The sequence below is a fragment of the Achromobacter sp. JD417 genome (assembly GCF_041879325.1).
Taxonomy (GTDB): domain Bacteria; phylum Pseudomonadota; class Gammaproteobacteria; order Burkholderiales; family Burkholderiaceae_B; genus Achromobacter; species Achromobacter mucicolens.
In genome coordinates this window covers 5,111,229-5,128,934 of sequence record NZ_CP087159.1, presented here as the reverse complement: position 1 = coordinate 5,128,934, position 17,706 = coordinate 5,111,229, and the positions used below count along the sequence as shown (strand labels likewise).

The following is a 17,706-nucleotide window of genomic DNA, read 5'->3' as shown; positions in this document are numbered from 1 at the left end:
CATGGCAACGACATTCCAGCTGGACACGCTCAAGATTCGGATGAGCGAGGCGGCGCTCCAGCGATTGGACCTGCATCAGCGCATCCAACGGGCGCTGCGGGCGCTGATCCTGGACGGCGCGCTGGGCCCGGGGGTCAAGCTGCCCGCGACGCGCGGCCTGGCCAAGTCGCTGGGCGTGTCGCGCGACACCGTCGAAAACGCCTATGTGCAACTGCACCGCGACGGCTACATCGTGCGCCGCGAGGGTTCGGGCAGCTATGTGTCCGAGACGGTGGGCATCGAGCTGCGGGGCGCGACGCGCAAGCGGGCAACGCTTGCGCGCCAGCCGGGCGCGGCGCAGCCCGGCACAGGCCTGAGCAGGCGCGGGCGGGCGATCCTGGAGAGCGGCGGCGTTTCCGACCAGCAGGTCATCAAGGCGTTCGCCACCGGACTGCCCGAGACGCGCACGTTTCCCACCGGCGTCTGGGAGCGCCTGCAGCGCCAGGTCATGAAGGACAACCGCGCCCACGTGCTGCTGCATGGCGACCCGCAGGGCGCCGAACCGCTGCGCCGCGCGATCGCGGCCTACCTGAACCTGGAGCGCGGCGCCAAGGTGTTGCCCGAGCAGGTGCTGGTGCTGAGCAGCACCCGGCAAGCCCTCTATCTGTGCGCGCAACTGCTGGCGGACGCGGACACGCCCATCCTGATGGAGAATCCCGGCTACTTCGGCGCCCGCAAGGCGTTCGAAGCCGCGGAGACGCGGATCGTACCCATCGACGTCGATGCGCAGGGCATACGCACGGATCTCTTGCACGCGGACCGCAGCGGCGCCAGTTGCGTGTACGTGACGCCGTCGCACCAGTATCCGACCGGCGTGACATTGTCGCTGGAACGCAGGCTGGCGCTGATCGGTTGGGCCGCAAGCCATGGCAAGTGGATCATCGAGGACGACTACGACAGCGAGTTCCATTACGACGGGTTGCCAACCGCTTGCGTGCAGGGCCTGGACCGGCATCAACGCACCTTGTACCTGGGCACGTTCAGCAAGACGCTGTATCCCGGCCTCAGGATGGGGTACATGGCGCTGCCGCTGGAACTGGTCGACGCCTTTTCACGGGCGCGCAGCATCATGGACGGACACACGCCGCAGATACTGCAGCTGACGCTGGCCCGCTTCATGGAAGACGGTCATTACCACACGCACGTGCGGGCGATGCGCAAGCTGTACGCGGGACGCCGCGAGGTGCTGCTGGCGTCGCTGGTAAAGCGGCTGAGCGGCGTCGTGCAGGCCGTGCGCCCGCCGGGCGGCTTGCAGATTCCATGCCTGCTTCAGCCAGGCTGGACCGAGGAAAAGACCCTCCGTCTGGCAGAGCGCGCCGGTCTGCGCCTGCCCGGGCTGAGCCGCCTGTATGCCGGCGAGTTCAAGCAGCCGGGCTGGCTGTTGGGCTACGCGTCGCTGACAGCCTACGAGATCGAGGACGCCGTGTTGCGTCTGTCGAACGCGTTGTCAAGCGCCTGACCGGCCTTCGCGGGGCAGAATGAAGGCCCGGCCGCCATGCATCAGCAGGTGCGCGGTCAGGCCGGCCACCAGCCCCCAGAATGCGCCGCCCACGCCCAGCAGGGTCACGTTCGCGGCGGTGGCCAGGAAGGTGATGAGCGCCGTTTCCCGGGTGCGTGCGTCAGCCATGGCGTTGGCCAGGCTGCCGCCGATTGCGCCAAGCAGCGCAAGCCCGGCCAGCGTGGTGATGAAGGCCTTGGGCAGCACCATGAACAGCGTCGCCAATGTGACGCCGAATGTGCCCACCAGGATGTAGAACACGCCGCAGGCCAGACCTGCGATGTATCGCTTGGCGGGATCCTCATGGGCATCCTTGCCGGTGCAGATGGCGGCGGTGATGGCCGCGACATTGAACGCGTGCGCGCCAAAGGGCGCCATGACGAGCGAACCCAGCCCGGTCACGGTCAGGATCGGATTCGCGCTGGTCCGGTAGCCGTCGTTGCGCAGCACCAGCATGCCGGGCATGTACTGGCCGGTGAGTGTGATGATGAAAAGAGGCAGGGCGACGCCCAGCAAGGCCTGCAACGAGAAGCTGGGCATTTCGAACACGGGCGCCGCCAGGCGCAGATGGACGGCCGAGAAGTCGATGCGGCCTTGCATGATGAGCAGTCCCAGGCCGATGGCCAGGATGCCGACCACGGCAAAGCGCGAGGTAAAGCGCTTGAGCAGCGCGTAGGAGATCACCAGCACGATCACCAGCAGGGGGTCGGCGCTGGCGCCGCCGAAGGCATTGACGCCGAACTGCAGCAGGATGCCCGCCAGCAGGCCGGCGGCAATGCCGCCCGGGATCCTGCGCACAAGCTTTTCAAAAGCGCCCGACAGCCCCAGCGCGATGAAGCCCAGCGCCGAAAGCATGTACGCGCCGATGACTTCGCCATAAGGCGTGAAAGGCATGACGGTTGCCAGGAACGCGACGCCAGGCGTGGACCATGCCGTGATGATCGGTGCCTTGTAGCGCCAGCTCAGCAGCGCGCCGGTCACGCCCACCCCGACGGAAACCGCCCATACCCAGGAGGTGGTTTGCGCCGGCGACAACCGGGCCAGCTCGGCCGCCTGGAACACCAGGACAAAGGTGCCGCCGTAGTTCACCAGGACCGAAATCAGGGCTGCGACGGTGGGGGATAGGAAGTCGGCGGGTCTGAGACCCGCCCGAGGTGCTGTCATGAGTGGCTCCGCATTCAAGAGGCGCCCGGCCGCAGGCCGGACTTGAACGGGGAGTCTATGAGGAACGCGGTATGTTGATACCTGCCACATGCGGTAGGACGGGCAGACCGCTTTGGGCCGACCGGTGACGACTACGCTATTCTCCGGTCAGATTCGGAAGTCCGGTTCAAAGAGGAAAGTTGAACAATGAAACGCATGGCATCGATCTTCATGCTGTTTTCCTGCGTGACCGTCCAGGCGCAGGATGTCCGTACCTGGCATTTTTCCGGCGCCGATCTGATCGCCGCCATGGAAGGAAAAATGCCCTCGGAGATTCGCGATGCCTCGCTGGCACGCCAGTTTTCTTCGGCCTATGCGCAGGCCTATGTGACCGGGATTGCCGATCAGACGCAAGGCACGGTCTGGTGCACCCGAACCGGCGTCCTGCCGCATGAATTGAAAGACCGGGTGTACAGCTATCTGACTGCGCTGCCAGGTAGCCGGGTGAACGGGAACGCCGGGCCGCTGGTGGGCGAGGCGCTGGCGCGGTCGTTCCCTTGCCGGTAGGGGCGTCGCTTCAGTAGCGCAAGGCCAGGTTGACCAACGTGGTGCGTCCATTCCCCAGCGCGACGGCGTTGCGCACGCCGCCCGCGTAATACTGTTTGTCGAACAGGTTGTTCATCGTCAGGGCCGCCCGCCAACGCCCCGCGTCATACGCCACGCCTGCATCGGCCACCAGATATCCGGGAATGTCGTAGCCGTAGGTATAGCGGCTTCCTTCTGCGCGAAGGCCGCCCGTCAGCTCCCAGCCGGCCAGGTTGCCCTGCATCCGATAGCGCGCCGTCACGTTGAAGCTGTGCCGCGGCACGCTGTTGAGCCGGGTGTTGTTGGTGGAGGGCACTTGGCCGCCGTCGTCCACGACCACGGCCGATAGATAGGCATAGCCGCCCATGAGGCTCAGGCCATTGCCCAGGTCCGACGCCCATCCCAGTTCCGCGCCGCGCGTGCGCTGTTTGCCGACCGCGATGCTGTAGCCGTCATTCACCGGGTCCGCCTGCAGGACGTTGCGCCGCTCCAGGTCGAACGCGGCCACCGTGATGCTGGTGGCGCCGTCGTCAAGATCGATCTTCACGCCGGCTTCCCATTGCCTGCCGCTTTCGGGCTTGAAGGTGTTGCCGTCGACGTTGGTGCCGCTGTTGGGATAGAACGACGTGGCGTAGCTGATATAGGGGCGCACGCCGGGCGCAATCTCGTACATCAGCGCGCCCGACCCGGTGATGGCGTTATCGCTGCTGTCCTCGCGGGCCTGCGTGAGATGGTTGGTCGAATAGGTGCTGGCGGTGTCATGGCGCAGGCCGAACACCGCGTTCCACCGCTCGCCCAGCGCGATCTGATCACGCGCATACACGCCGATCGCGCGCACGGTGGTGCTGCTGTCGGTGCGCGGATTGGCCGGGCAGTTGATGGGGCTGCCGTAAACCGGTTGGTAGACGTCCAGGTCCCGCACCGAGCAGTTGTACGACAGGCTGTTTTCGCGCGTGCGCAGGTAATCCACGCCGACCGTGATGTCGTGGGCGCCGAATCCTGTATCGAATCTGCGCTGCGCGTTGGTGTCCAGCGTGATCGTGTCGCCGTCCCAGTGCTGGTCCGTGGCGGTGCGCCGCAGCGTCCGATTGTCGGCGCGCAGCAAGCCATTGGCGACCAGTTGGCCATTGAGCGTGAACGATTGCCAACGCGCGTTCTGGTTGACCGTCCAGCCATTGTCGAAGCGGTGCGTCAGCGCGTAGCCCACGCGGCTCTGGTAGCCGCGATAGGGGTCCTGGCCGGGTTCGCCGGTGAAGCGGTCACGGGGGATGGCGCCATTGGGGTTGGACTGGACCGTCCCGACGATCGGCAGTCCCTGCTGGCGGATGTAGCGGCGTTCCTGGTAGCTGGTCAGGATGGTGAAATCCGTGCGCGGACCCAGATCCAGCGACAGCGAAGGGGCGATGAACCGATTCTTGAACCACACGTGGTCGGTTTCGTCATTCGAATTCATGGCCAGGGCATTGACGCGAAACGCCGCCTTGCCGTTGTCCGACAGCGGGGTGCCCATGTCCAGGGTGGCCTGCCGGAAGTCGTGGCTGCCCAGTGTGGTGGCCGCTTCGGCGAAGGTCTCGGCACGCGGACGCTTGCTGACCATGTTGACCAGGCCCCCGGGAAGGACCTGACCGTAAAGCAGCGAGGCCGGCCCTTTCAGCACTTCCACTTGTTCCACGCCGAAGAGTTGTTCGGCGACACGGTTGCTTGCCGCCGTGCGCAGCCCGTCCAGGAACAGGGAATCCGAGGCGACCTGCCCGCGGATGATGAGATCGTCCCAGCCGCGGCGGCCAAACTGATTGGCGACCACACCGGGCACGTTATGCAGCGCGTCGGCCAGGGTCTGCGCCTGCTGCGCGTCCAGAACCGCTCGCGGCACGACGGTGATCGACTGCGGGGTCTTGGACAGGGGAACGGACGACTTGTTGACGGAGGGCGGCGCGACCGGGTTGAAGAGTCCGTCCTGGCCGGCGTCATCGTCGCCGGTGACGCGCACGGCGGGCAGTTGCACGGGGGAATCGTCAGTCTGAGCGACAGCGGCAAAGGGGGCGGCCAGCACGATGGCGGCGGCCAGTGCCGAATAGGAATTCAAGGACATGGAAGGACGGCGGGCGCAGGAGAAGCGGTGGGTATGCATGCGCGGCGGCACGCTAGATCGATGATCAACGTGCTTTGCGAATGAGAATAACAACGATTAATTATAAGCACTACAATGCGCGTTGGGCGCGGCAATGCGCCCGAAAATTTCGTCCCTGTGTCGCTTTACATCACATTCATGTCTCATGCCGTCTTCGCTTGAATCTTCCGCCGGCACGCTTGCCGCAGCCAAGACGCGTTCGTCCGCCCGCCGGCTTTGGTTCGATCTGCATAGCTGGATTGGCATGAATCTGTGCCTGCTGCTCAGCTTCATTTTCTGTACGGGGACGCTGGCGGTGGTGGCGACCGAGATCGATTGGCTGATCGAACCCGCCATGCGCGTGACACCCCAGGACCGCCAGGCCAGTTGGGGAGAAATGCTGGCGGCCGCGGAGCGGGCGCACCCCGGCTTGCGCCTGCGCAGCCTGGCCGCGCCGCACGGCGAGCGCTTTGCCGCCGAAGCGCTGATGCGTCAGGACAATGGTGAATTGCTGCGGGTGTGGGTGAATCCGCATACCGCGCAAGTGACGGGGCAGTCGTCGTGGTGGAGCGCGCAGCGATGGCTGCGGGACACGCATCGCAACCTCATGCTGCCCCCGAAATATGGCGTGCCATTGGTAGCCCTTCTGTCGATCCCGCTCCTGTTGATGCTGGTCAGCAGCCTCTACATCTACAAGCGTTGGTGGCGCGGGTTCCTGGCCTGGCCACGCAAGGGCAAACCGCGGCTGACGTGGGGCGACGTGCATCGCCTGGCGGGCGTGTGGAGTCTCGGGTTCATGCTGCTCATCGGCGTGACCGCCTTTTGGTATCTGGCCGAATCACTGGGGGCGAAGGCGCCGCTTCCGCCAACGATCGTGCAGCTCAAGGGCGCGGCCACGCACGCGCCGCTGGCCGCCCAGGACGTGGACCGGGCAATCGCCGCGGCGCAGGCGGCGTGGCCCGATCTGAAGATCTCCAGCGTGCGGCCGAGCCCCAATGGAAAGGCGTTGCTGTTGGAAGGGCAGGCAAACGGATGGCTGTTGCGCGAGCGCGCCAACGTCATCGGCGTGGAGATCGCCTCGGGCGCCATCCTGGGGCGCAACGACGGGCAGGACATGAATGTTCACCAGCGCATCGGCGAGGCCGCCGACCCCCTCCATTTCGGCACGTTTGGCGGTTGGCCGGTGCGGGCGTTGTGGTGCCTTTTCGGAATGTTGTTGACCACGCTATCCCTGACCGGCGCGTATCTCTACGGCATCCGCATCGCCGAGTCGGCGCGCACCGCGCTCAAGCGCCGCGGTGCGCCAGCGGGCGCACCGCATTCCCGCGAGCCGTCTGCATGGGCAGCCGCGTGGCGGCGCATGGGCCGGTGGCGCTGGCTGGCCGGCGGCCTGCTCGGCATGTGGCTTGCGCTCGTGATCATCCAGGCGCTGAAATGACGCCGAGGGCCGCGCGGCAGGCCGCTCAGTAGGCGGCGCGGTAGATGTCCAGCGCCTGCGCCTCATCGATGGGCAGCGGGTTGTTCATCAGCAGGCGCTGCTGCGCCATGGCGGCGCTTGCCAGCGTGGGCAAGTCGGCTTCCGAGATGCCTACGGCGCGCAGCCCCTTCGGCAACTCGGCCTGGCGGATCAGGTCTTCCAGGAAGGCGATGAAGGCGGCTGCGCCGCTGGCGTCATCGGCGGCCGCCGGCAAGCCCACGGCCCGCCCCAGTTCGGCGTAGAGAGGCGCCGCGGCCTGCGCATTGAAGTGCAGCACGGCGGGAAGCACCAGCGCGTTCGACAGGCCATGCGGCACATGGAATATGCCGCCGATAGGGTAGGCCAGCGCGTGCACGCCACCCACTGGCGCATTGGCGAATGCCTGGCCGGCCAGCATCGCGCCCAGCAGCATGTCCGAACGCGCCTGCAGATTGGCGCCGTCGCGGCAAACGGTGATCAGGTTGGCGGACAGCAGCTTCAACGCCAGGATGGCCAGATGATCGGACAGCGGATTCTTCAGGCGTTTGCTGGTGTAGGCCTCGATGGCGTGCACCATCGCGTCCACGCCGGTGGCGGCCGTGGCGGCGGGCGGCAGGCCGACCGTCAGTTCGGCATCCAGAAAGGCTGCGTCGGCATAGAGCTGCGGCGCGACCACGCCGCTTTTGGTGGTGGCGCCCGTGGTTCCGATCGAGATCGGCGTGACTTCCGAGCCTGTGCCGGCCGTTGTCGGCACCTGAATCAGCGGCAGGCGCTGGCCTTGCACCTGGTTGACGCCGTACATGGCGGCCAGCGGCTGATCGCTCTTGCACAACAACGCCACCAGCTTGGCCACGTCCATGGACGAACCGCCGCCAAAGCCGATCACCACGTCGGCGTCGAATGCGCGGGCGCGTTCGGCGGCCGCCTGCACCACGGCTTCGGGCGGGTCGGCGACCACATCGTCGATCACCAGCGTCTGCCAGCCGCTGGCGGCCAGGCTGTCCAGCGCCGGTTGCAGCGCGCCGCTGCGGTTCAGAAAGGTGTCGGTGACGAGCACCGCGCGCGCGCCGGCGTGGCGCTCGCGCAGCAGGGCGCCCAGACGGCGGGCCAGGCCCGGTTCGACAAGAATGTGGGGGACGGTCTGAAATGAAAAGGCGGACATGGGATCAGGAGAATTCGTTGATGATGGTTTGCGCCACGTCTTCGAGCGACGATCGCGTGGCCATGGCGCGCCCCTGGATTCGGCGGTGCGCCTCGTTTTCGGTGATGCCTTCGCGCGCGATCAGCAGCGTCTTGGCGGTGGCGACCTTGCTGACCGCGGCGTATCGCCCTTCCAGCTTGCGCATGTGAGCCATCGTGGCGGCCTGCTGGCGCCAGGCGGTACGCGCCAGCAGCAGCTGGGTCAGCAGGCCAAAAGGGCGGATCGGCCGCTCGATGACGCCGGTGCAGCCGCTATGCAGCACCAGTTGCAATGTGGCGGGGTTCTCGTATTCGACGATGCCGACCAGCGGCGGGCTCAGCGCATTCAGGCCATCGGCCAGCTTCTGGATGGCATCGCGATAGTCTTCTTCGATGGGCAGAACGACCACGTCGGTGTCGGTGCAAAGCGTATCGGGCAGCGGCCATTGCTGGGTCGGCACGCAGCCGATGCGTTTCAGATGCGACATCAACAGACGCGATTCGGCATCCTGCGGGTGCAGGACCAGCACGCGCAGGCCGTTCAGTTCGCGCAGCGCCGTGGTGCTGCGGCCGGGCCGGGTCAGAGAGGCGGTCACGGTAGCGCCAGGGCCTCGGGGTCGAGCGCGTGGTCCACGAGGTACGGCACCGGCCGCACCGCGGCCCGCGCGGCGTAGATGATCTTGAACTGGCGTTGCGCATCGATGCGCGCGATGCGCGGCCAGAGCGAGGTGTGCTGCGTATCGCCATCGATGGTGACCAGGCCTTGGGGCGCTTCGAACTGGGCGCCGTCCAGGGCCTGCACCAGGTCGGGCACGGCCAGACCGCCCGCGCGGCGCGCGGCGTCGGCCACGAGATGGACCTGGGAATAGGCGGCTTCGGCGCCTGCCGTGATCGGGCTGTCTTCGCCGAAGCGCGCATGGTAGGCCTGGGCGAACCGGCGGCTGGGCGCGGTGTTCAGGGACGCGAAGTAGGGCGCGGCCGTGATGTGGCCTTCGGCCTCTTCAGCGGTAAGCGCCGCCACGTCGGTCTCGTTGGTGGCAAGGCTGACGATGGGCATGCGCGCCGGGTCCAGGCCCAACTCGCGGTAGGCGCGGTACAGCTTGACGATGTCCCGGCCGACCATGGTCGAGTAGATGGCGTCCGGACGCAACGCCACGGCGCGTTTCAGCACATCGGCCAGGTCTTCCTGGGGCGCGTTCAGCGGCAGGTAGACCTCGTCGACGACTTCGCCGCCCGCTTGCTCGTAGAGCTCGCGCATGATGCGGTTGGACTCGCGCGGGTAGACGTACTGGCCGCCAATGAAAAGCACGCGGTTGCCGAAGTGGCGGATCACGTAACTGGCCAGCTGCACCGAGTTCTGGTTGGGCACCGAGCCGCCGTAGAAGCAATAGGGCGAGTACTCGAAACCCTCGTAGAGCGTGGCGTAGAACAGCAGCGCGCGGCGGCTCTCGACGACCGGCAGCACGGCCTTGCGGGTGCTGGACATATGGGTGCCGAAGATCAGCGGCACGCGCTCGCGGTCGCAGAGCCATTCGGCGGCCTGGCGATAGTCGGCCGGCTGGGCGCCCACGCGCGTGCTGACAGGTACCAGGGGCACGCCGCCGATGCCGCCCGCGGCATTGACCTCGTCGATGGCCAGCAGCGTGGCGTTTTCCTGGGTGATCTCGGTGGACGCTGTCAGGCTCTCGTGCGAGAACAGCAGGCCGACCCGATGGCCGGTGGTGGCGGTCACAGCGATGTCCAGTCGAGCGATTGCTCGAAAGCATGGGCGGCGCGATACAGCGTCGTTTCGTCGAAATGGCGGCCCACCAGCATCATGCCGACGGGCAGGCCGTCGCGCAGGGCGCAGGGCACGGAGATGGCCGGATGGCCGGTGACGTCGAAGGGCGCGGTGTTGGCGTTCATTTCAAGGGCGCGGGTCACGAAGAGGTCCGGGGCCGCGCCGGCATCGATGAGACGGGGCGCGCGCATGGGCACGGTCGGCATCAACAGCAGGTCGACGCGGTCCAAAGCCTGATCATAGGCCTGGCGCAGACGGCGCGCGAGGTTTTGCGCCTTGCCATAGTACTGGCCGCCGTAACGCGCGTAGAAGTATTCGCCAGCCAGCAGGCAGGTCTTGACGTCGTGCGGGAATTCGTCGGCGTGGTCGCGCCAGTGCCGTTGCGCCTGCATCAGGCCGGTCACATACAGGCCCTTCCAGTTGGTGCCGTAATTGAAGGCCTTCATCTGCTGGGTGGTGCCCTCGACCGCGATCGGCGTCCAGATGGCATGGCCCTTGCGGTGCAGGGGCACCGGCAGCTCGATGACGTCGGCGCCCAGCGCGGCCATCTCCCGGGCCGCCTTGCGCACCGCTTCGTCGACCTCAGCTTCACTGTTTGCCCAGCCAAAGCCCTCGGGCACGACGCCAACGCGCAACCCCTTGAGCGGCATGTCCAACGCGTCCCGATAGGACGGGCGCTCGGCGGGAAGGCCTTGCTGGCGCGGGTCCAGCCCGTCGGCACCGGCGATGGCGTCCAGCAGCAAGGCGTTGTCGGCCACAGTGGCCGTCATGATGCCGGCGTGGTCCAGCGTCATTTCGATCGGCATGATGCCGGTATAGGGAATGAGGCCGTGGGTGGGCTTCATGCCGTAGATGCCGGAGTAGGCCGCCGGAATGCGCACCGACCCGCCCTGGTCCGTGCCGATGGCCATGTCGGCTTCGCCGGCGCCGACCAGGGCCGCCGCACCCGAGGACGAGCCGCCGGCCGAGTGCTCGGGGTTGCGCGGGTTGCGCACCGGGCCCGCGGCATTGGTATGGCTGCTGCCGGACACGCAGAAATACTCGCAATGGGCCTTGCCGACAATGCGGCCGCCGGCATCCAGAATGCGCGTGGCGACGGTGGCGTCCTGATCGGGCACGTAGCCGCGCAGCGTGGCCGCGCCGTTCATCATGGGCACGCCGGCCAGGCAGACGTTGTCCTTGAGCACCACGCGCTTGCCCGCCAGCGGACCGCCGGGGCGGCCGTCGATCTCGGTGCGCACATACCAGGCGTTGAGCGGATTGTCTTCGGGCTGCACGCCGGGCGTGCGCGGATAGCGCACCACCGGCGGCTGATCGATCAGCGCATCGACCTGGTCATAGTCGGCAAACGTGGCCTCCAGAATGCTGCCGTAGGCGCGCAGCGTGGCATCGTCCAGATTCAGGCCGATGCGGCGCGCGGCCTGGTCCAGCGCTTCCAGGGTGGGACGGGGAAGGGACATCTTGGATTCCGTATCAGGATTGCAGACCGCCGTAACGCCGGGCGATCTCTTGGGCAGTGGTGGTGGCGGTGGGAACGTCGGCGATCAGCTCGCCTTTTTCCAGCACCAGAATGCGGTCGGACAACGCGCACAGGAAGTCGATGTCCTGTTCGACCAGCAGGATCGCGATGCCATGCGAGGCGCGCAACGTCTGCAAGGCCTCGACGATCTCATCGCAGATCGAAGGCTGGATGCCTTCGGTGGGTTCGTCCAGCAGCATCAGCCTGGGCTCGCCGCACAGGCAGCGGGCCAGCGCCAGCAATTGCTGTTCGCCGCCCGACAGGCTGCCGCCGGGACGATCGAGCAGACGTTGCAGACGCGGAAAGACCTTCAACACCGAGGCGATCATGGCATCGGCGCCGCGCAGGTTCTTCACGCAGCCCATGCGCAGGTTTTCGGCCACGCTCAGCGCCGGGAAGATCTGCCGGCCTTGCGGCACGAAGCCCAGGCCCTGGCGGGCGCGCGCATGCGGGGCAAGCGCGCCGATCTTCCGGTCGGCCAGCGTCAGGTCGCCGCCGGTCAGGGGCAGCTCGCCCATCAATGTGCGCAACAGCGTGGTCTTGCCCATGCCGTTGCGCCCCAGAATGCCGGTGAATTCCCCGGCGGCCATGCTGAAGCTCACGCCATGCAGCACCGGGATGCGGCCGTACCCGGCCTTCAGGTCACGCGCCTGGAGCATGTGTCTCTCCTTGCTTGCCCAGATAGGCGGCACGCACTTCGGCATGCGCCATGATGTCGTCGAAGCTGCCTTCGGCCAGCACTTCGCCCTGGTTAAAGACCGTGATGCGGCCGGCGATCAGCCGGATAAACGCCATGTCGTGCTCGACCACCACCACGGTGCTGTGGCGGTTGATGGCGCCGATCAGGGCGGCGGTCTTGCGCACCTCCTGGTGCGTCATGCCGGCTGCCGGTTCGTCCAGCAGCACCAGCTCGGGCCGAGACGCCAGGATCATGCCAAGCTCGACCCATTGCCGTTGGCCGTGGGCCAGCGCGTTGACCGGCGTGCGGGCCACCGCGTCCAGGCCGATTTCCGCCAGCACCTGGGCGGCGATCTCGTCCGGCACGCCCTGCGCGCGCCGCGCCGCGGCCAGGCGCAGGTTCTCGCGCACGTCCAGCCCTTCGAAGACGCTGGGCACCTGGGTCTTGATGCCGATGCCCAAACGCGCCACTTCGTGCGTGGCCAGCCCGCGCAGGGGGCGCCCTTTGAAGCGGATCTCGCCGCGGCTGGGCTGCAACTGGCCCGACAGCATCTTGAAGAACGTGCTTTTGCCGGCACCGTTGGGGCCGATCAGGCAGCGCACTTCACCGCGTTCCAGCCGGAAATCGACTTCCCTGACGGCGTGCACGCCGCCGAAGCTCACGCCCAGGCCCTGGGTTTCCAACAGCAGCGTGCTCATGCTTGCTCCTTGGCCGGCCGCACCACGCGGCGGCACGCGTCGAGCACCGTCGGGGCCAGCCCGCGCGGGATCAACAGAACGAAGAGAATCAGGATGACGCCCAGCACCAGCCCGGTGTCGACGGTGTGCTGCGCGCCCAGTTGCGTGACCATGGCTTGCAGCGCCACGCAGGCGATGATGGGGCCGATCAGCGTGCCCCGGCCGCCGACGATCACCCAGATGATGATCTGCGCCGACTGCGACAGGCCGAAGACGCCAGGGCTGACGAAGGCGCCCCAGTTGGCGTAGAGCATGCCGGCAAGGCCAGCCAGCGCGCCGCCCAGCGTGAACGCGGCCAACTTGTACAAGCTGGCGTTGTAGCCCAGCAGCAGCGCGCGCTGCTCGTTTTCACGGACGGCGGCGACCACGCGGCCAAAGCGCGAGGCCATGACGGCGCGCAGGCCGAAGTACGCCGCGATCAGGATCAGTGCGGCCAGCGTGAACGTGCCTTCGGGCGACAGGGGGTCGGCCGCGCCCGGCAGCGTCAGCGGCGGGATGGACGGAATGCCATTGAATCCGCCCAGCAGCGCATCGCCGATGCGATAGCTGTCGCCCGAGGTCGAATTCATCAGGTTGAACAGGATCAAGGTCACGGCCAGCGTGATGACGCCCAGATAGACATCGCTGATCTTGCCGTAGAACATGAAGTAGCCCAGCAGGGCGGCAAAGGCCGCCGGCACGGCGACGGCCAAGGCCATCGCGGCGAGGCCGGGCCCGAAGTTGAAGGCGCCGATCGCCCAGGCGTAGGCGCCCAGGCCAAAGAAGGCGGCCTGCCCGAAGCACAGGATGCCGCCGTGCCCCCAGACGAACGCCAGGCTCAGGGCCAGCAACGCCATGACGAGGTAGACCGTCATGGACAAGAGGCTGAACATGTCGACGACGGTGGGCAACAGGATCGCAGCGGCGACGGCCGCGGCGCCCAGCGCCAGAGAAATCACAGGTAGACGCATCAGATCGCTCGCTTGAAGAATCGGCCGGTGATGCCTTGCGGCAGCAGACGGATCAGCACGATGGCGGCCAGCAGCAAGGCCACCTGGCCGTAAACCGGCGTGGCCAGAAAGGTCACGCCCTGGCTGATGGCGCCGAAGAATCCCGATGCGCTCACCGTGCCGGCGATGACGGCGCTGCCGCCGCTGATGACGGTGATGAAGGCCTTGGCGATATAGGCCGCGCCAATGGTCGGGATGACGCCGGTCAGCGGGGCGAGCACGGCGCCCGCCAGACCGGACAGGGCGGCGCCCAGACCGAAGGTCATCTTGTAGACGCCATTGGGGTTCATGCCCAGCGCATTGGCCATCGCGGCGTTCTGCATGCAGGCGCGGGCGCGCAGGCCGAAATCGGTAAAGCGCAACAGGCACCACAGCGCCACCATGACGCCGGCGGCCAGCGCAATCAGAAAGAGCGTGTAGCCGCTTGCCTGGCGCGCGCCGATCGTGATGCCGCCCAGGGGCGACGAAATGCCGACCGTGGTGTTGCCAAAGACCATGGTGGCCAGGCCGATGACGGCCAGCGACAGTCCCCAGGTCGCCAGCATGGTGTCGATCATGCGGCCGTACAGATGGCGCACCAGCAGGTGTTCGACCAGCACCCCGAAGATGCCGACGATCAAGGGCGCGAGCACCAGCATGGAGATCCAGATCGGCACGCCCCATTGGTTGGTGGCAAGGATGGCGACGTAGCCGCCCAGCATCATGAACTCGCCGTGAGCGAGGTTGATGATCTTCATCATCCCGAACACCACCGCCAACCCGACGCTCAACAGCGCCAGGATGGCGATCGCACCCAGGATATCGATGGCATAAATGGCAACGAGATCCATGGAACGCTCAGAACTTGATGGCGTATTGACGGTTGTCCGCCGGGTTCTTGATCAGGTCGCAGACGGCTGCGGTATCGCCGGGCTGCTGCTGCGGGAAACTCTCGACCAGGTTGAGCTTGCGGTCACGCACTTCGGCGATGTGCACGTCCAGCGTGCAGTGGTGAGTGGCGGGGTCCAGCGACACGCGGCCGCTCGGCGCATCGATGGCGATGCCGGATTCCAGCGCTTCGATGACCTTCATGCGGTCCAGCGAGCCGGCCTTGCGCACGCCTTCGGCCCACAGCATGAAGCCCTGATAGGCGCCCATGGCCAGTTCGGTGATGTAGGGATAGTCGGCGCCGTAGCGGGCATGGAAGCGCTTGACGAAGTCGGCGTTGGCCGCGCCGGGCAGCTCTTGCAGGTAGTTCTGGCAGACCAGGAAGCCGTTGCATTCCTCGGGCGACAGCACGATGTGTTCATTGCCGCCGGCAAAGGTGGTCGAGGCCAGCGGGATCTTGCCCGTCATGCCGGTGGCCTTCCATTGCCGGTAGAACGACATGTGCGCGCCGCCCACGAGACCCGACCAGATGAAGTCGGGCGAGGCGGCCTGGATCTTGGAGATGGCGGCGCCGAAATCGGTCACATCCAGCGGGAAGAATTCCGTGGCGACGGTCTTGCCGCCCACGTCGGCCGCGTACTTGCGCACCCAGTTGGACACGATCTGGCCGTAGTTGTAGTCGGCGGCCACGATGTACACCTTCTTGCCCCAATTCTTGACGGCGTAAGGGGCGAGCTTTTGCACGGTCTGCGCGGGCGTCACGCCGGCCGCGAAGTAGTTGCGGTCGCAGACGCCGCCTTCGTACTGGTTGTTGTAGAAATACAGGGTGCGATAGCGGTTGAGCACCGGGCGCACGACCTCGCGCGAGGCCGACGTGATGCCGGCGTGGACCACGGCGGCCTTGTCGCGCAGCGCGGCCTGCTGCGCGAATTGCGCATACAGCTGCATGTTCGACTGCGCGTCGTAGGCGATGAAGTTGATCTGCCTGTCCAGCAGGCCGCCCTTGGCGTTGATTTCCTCGGCCGCGAATCGCAGCGCGTCCATCACCGGCTTGCCGTAGATGTCCAGGCCCCCCGACAGATCGTAGATGGCGGCGACGTTGATTTTTTCCTCGCCGGCCGCAAAGGCGCGCGAGCCCGTCAGCCCCATCAGGGTGGCGGAGGCGGCGGTGGCAGCGGTGGACGAGAGGAACTGGCGGCGGTTCATGCTCATGTTGATGGCCCCTTGAGCGCTTGCGGCGCGCACGGTCTGGCGCCCGGCGCAAAGTGCAGGGACGAGCAGAGGCCGACGCCGAAAGTCGCGTAGACGTGTATAGGTGTGTGGGTATGCCGAGAACCCGGCAGGATGTCGACGCCGTTGTCGACGAGAAAAACTGAGCGGCCTTGCGGGCAGTTGCGCCTTTGGAACTTGCCGAGCCGGCCTTCAATGCGTGAAGGCAGGGCAAATTCTAGGGGAAGGGCAAAGTCCAGGCTAGCCCCGGGATTTCCCTAGGGGCTAGCGCACGTTCGGCGTTTCGCGTTGCGTTGGGCCTGGCGTCAGCGTCGTCCAGGCAACATGCGCGCCAGGGTATTGTCCTGCAGGATGTAGTGGTGGAACAGCGCCGCGGCGGCGTGCAGGCCCACCAGAAAGTAGCCGGCCGTCGCCAGGGTTTCATGCAGTTCCTTCAGCTGGCTTGCCAGCGCCTTGTCCGCGCCCACCAAGGCAGGCACCTCAAGGCCAAAGAACGGAATGGCCTTTCCGCCTGCGCTCAGCGTCAGCCATCCGAGAATCGGCGTGGCGATCATGAAGGCATACAGGGCGTAGTGCATCAACCGGGCAAGCACCTCCTGCCAAGTCGGCATCGGCGGCCTAACGGCAGGCGCGGCGCCTGCGGCCACACGGATGGCCAGCCGCAAGGCAACCAGCCCGATCACGCACAGCCCCAGCGAGAAATGCAGCGCCTTGACGTTGTTGTAGAGATCGGTGCCTTTCGTGGCCAGTCCGCGCAGTTCCATGCAGGCGTAGACCAAAGCCAGCACGATGAGCATGAGCCAGTGCAGCGCGATGACGAGGCCGCCAAACTGTGTATCGGTGTTCTTGATTGCCATGAGGATTCCTTATTTTCAGGACTGCTGCTGAATAGCGGGCGTGATGCCGGGCGCACCCTGATCGGAGCTTGCAGGCGCGCCGGTGCGCCGCCAGGGGTCGACGTGGGTCATCAGGTTCAATACACGGTGCCGCTGCATGACCCGGTGGCGGGCCTGGACCGCGATCTTGTGGCCTTCGTCCACGGTCAACGCCGCGTCGATTTCCAGGTGGGCATCGGCCAGGATCATGTCGCCCATTTTTCGGGTCCGCAGGTCATGCACGCCTTGAACGCCGGCGGTATCCAGCAAGGTCCGGCGTATGGCTGCGGTTTCGTCCGCGTCGGCCGCACGGTCCATCAGATCGTGCAGGGCATCCCACCCAAAATTCCAGCCCATTCGTGCCACCATGAACCCCACGATGGCGGCCGCCACGGGATCCAGGATCGGGTAGCCGAGCAGGTTGCCGACGATGCCGATGCCGACCACCAACGAGGAAGCGGCATCCGAGCGCGCATGCCAGGCATTGGCCACCAGCATGCTGGACTTCACGCGCTTGGCCACGGCCAGCATGTAGCGGAACAGGATTTCCTTGGCGACCAGGGCGGCGCCCACGACCCACAGGGCAATGCCATGCACCTGCGGGATCGCGCCGGGCTGCTCCAGCTTGCTGATTGCCGCCCATAGCATGCCGCCGCCCACGAGCAGCAGCAAGATGCCCAGCGCGAACGACGCCGCGGTCTCGTAGCGGTAATGCCCATAGTGATGACCGGCGTCGGCTTCCTTCTGACTATGCCGGTTGGCAAGCAGCACGATGAAGTCGGCGACCAGATCGGACAAGGAGTGGATGCCGTCGGCGATCAACCCCTGGGACTTCGAGAATATGCCCAGGATGATCTGGGCGGTCGCAAGCGCCACATTGACGCCCACGCTGACCCATGTGCTGCGGGAGGCGGCGGCAGCGCGCTCTGCCGGCGTGTGTTCGTTATCTTCGGGGGCGTCGGGCGCGGGCCGAAGGGGTGTCATGGGTACAACTCCGATGCAAGGTGTTTGCGATGGGAT

Annotated in this window: 16 protein-coding genes; 3 read left to right on the top strand and 13 right to left on the bottom strand. The window is 66.5% G+C overall.

Annotation, left to right across the window (positions count from 1 at the left end):
* The first annotated feature begins 1 nt into the window (after position 1).
* Positions 2-1,498 carry a PLP-dependent aminotransferase family protein gene (locus tag LN047_RS23700; RefSeq protein WP_373980371.1) on the top strand — a complete coding sequence of 499 codons (1,497 nt, stop codon included), beginning with the start codon at positions 2-4 and terminating at the stop codon, positions 1,496-1,498.
* Here the strand turns inward: LN047_RS23700 and LN047_RS23695 are convergent.
* A complete protein-coding gene (locus tag LN047_RS23695) occupies positions 1,487-2,701 on the bottom strand; it encodes a benzoate/H(+) symporter BenE family transporter (RefSeq protein ID WP_373980370.1) in 1,215 nt (404 codons plus the stop codon). The two genes, LN047_RS23700 and LN047_RS23695, sit on opposite strands and share 12 nt — an antisense overlap.
* Before the next feature lie 195 nt (positions 2,702-2,896).
* Between LN047_RS23695 and LN047_RS23690 the strand changes: the two genes are divergently transcribed.
* The gene (locus LN047_RS23690; RefSeq protein ID WP_373980369.1) at positions 2,897-3,247 is read left to right on the top strand and encodes a Rap1a/Tai family immunity protein; all 351 of its coding nucleotides are present in this window, start codon (positions 2,897-2,899) and stop codon (positions 3,245-3,247) included.
* A 10-nt stretch (positions 3,248-3,257) separates the two neighbouring features.
* On the opposite strand, the gene LN047_RS23685 is transcribed toward LN047_RS23690, so the two are convergent.
* Positions 3,258-5,357: a TonB-dependent siderophore receptor gene (locus LN047_RS23685; RefSeq protein ID WP_373980368.1), complete on the bottom strand. Its 2,100-nt coding sequence runs from the start codon at positions 5,355-5,357 to the stop codon at positions 3,258-3,260.
* Positions 5,358-5,541: 184 nt separating this feature from the next.
* On the opposite strand from LN047_RS23685, the gene LN047_RS23680 reads away from it, so the two are divergent.
* Entirely contained in the window at positions 5,542-6,813 is a 1,272-nt protein-coding gene (locus LN047_RS23680) for a PepSY-associated TM helix domain-containing protein (protein ID WP_373980367.1), read from the top strand.
* Positions 6,814-6,838: 25 nt separating this feature from the next.
* Here LN047_RS23680 and LN047_RS23675 read toward each other — a convergent pair whose 3' ends face one another.
* From LN047_RS23675 to LN047_RS23625, 11 genes are all read right to left on the bottom strand, one after another.
* Positions 6,839-7,993 (bottom strand): iron-containing alcohol dehydrogenase, encoded by a 1,155-nt coding sequence (locus LN047_RS23675; RefSeq protein WP_373980366.1) that lies wholly within the window; start codon positions 7,991-7,993, stop codon positions 6,839-6,841.
* Positions 7,994-7,997: 4 nt separating this feature from the next.
* Positions 7,998-8,606 (bottom strand): ANTAR domain-containing response regulator, encoded by a 609-nt coding sequence (locus LN047_RS23670; RefSeq protein ID WP_056325766.1) that lies wholly within the window; start codon positions 8,604-8,606, stop codon positions 7,998-8,000.
* On the bottom strand, positions 8,603-9,742 hold the full coding sequence (locus LN047_RS23665; protein WP_373980365.1) for a transporter substrate-binding domain-containing protein: 1,140 nt from the start codon (positions 9,740-9,742) through the stop codon (positions 8,603-8,605). The genes LN047_RS23670 and LN047_RS23665 overlap by 4 nt, the downstream gene beginning before the upstream one ends.
* Positions 9,739-11,250: an amidase gene (locus tag LN047_RS23660; RefSeq protein WP_373980364.1), complete on the bottom strand. Its 1,512-nt coding sequence runs from the start codon at positions 11,248-11,250 to the stop codon at positions 9,739-9,741. Before LN047_RS23660 ends, LN047_RS23665 begins: the two co-directional genes overlap by 4 nt.
* Before the next feature lie 13 nt (positions 11,251-11,263).
* The gene (locus LN047_RS23655) at positions 11,264-11,968 is read right to left on the bottom strand and encodes an ABC transporter ATP-binding protein (protein ID WP_056325774.1); all 705 of its coding nucleotides are present in this window, start codon (positions 11,966-11,968) and stop codon (positions 11,264-11,266) included.
* Positions 11,952-12,686, bottom strand: a complete 735-nt coding sequence (locus LN047_RS23650; protein WP_373980363.1) for an ATP-binding cassette domain-containing protein — start codon at positions 12,684-12,686, stop codon at positions 11,952-11,954. The genes LN047_RS23655 and LN047_RS23650 overlap by 17 nt, the downstream gene beginning before the upstream one ends.
* Positions 12,683-13,675, bottom strand: a complete 993-nt coding sequence (locus LN047_RS23645) for a branched-chain amino acid ABC transporter permease (protein WP_373980362.1) — start codon at positions 13,673-13,675, stop codon at positions 12,683-12,685. Before LN047_RS23645 ends, LN047_RS23650 begins: the two co-directional genes overlap by 4 nt.
* A complete protein-coding gene (locus LN047_RS23640; protein ID WP_063955132.1) occupies positions 13,675-14,544 on the bottom strand; it encodes an urea ABC transporter in 870 nt (289 codons plus the stop codon). Before LN047_RS23640 ends, LN047_RS23645 begins: the two co-directional genes overlap by 1 nt.
* Before the next feature lie 7 nt (positions 14,545-14,551).
* Positions 14,552-15,793, bottom strand: a complete 1,242-nt coding sequence (locus LN047_RS23635) for an ABC transporter substrate-binding protein (protein WP_180097888.1) — start codon at positions 15,791-15,793, stop codon at positions 14,552-14,554.
* A 323-nt stretch (positions 15,794-16,116) separates the two neighbouring features.
* Complete coding sequence (locus LN047_RS23630; protein ID WP_373980361.1) at positions 16,117-16,668, bottom strand: cytochrome b; 552 nt, start codon at positions 16,666-16,668, stop codon at positions 16,117-16,119.
* A 15-nt stretch (positions 16,669-16,683) separates the two neighbouring features.
* Complete coding sequence (locus tag LN047_RS23625; RefSeq protein ID WP_373980360.1) at positions 16,684-17,670, bottom strand: cation diffusion facilitator family transporter; 987 nt, start codon at positions 17,668-17,670, stop codon at positions 16,684-16,686.
* Between the last annotated feature and the right edge of the window lie 36 nt (positions 17,671-17,706).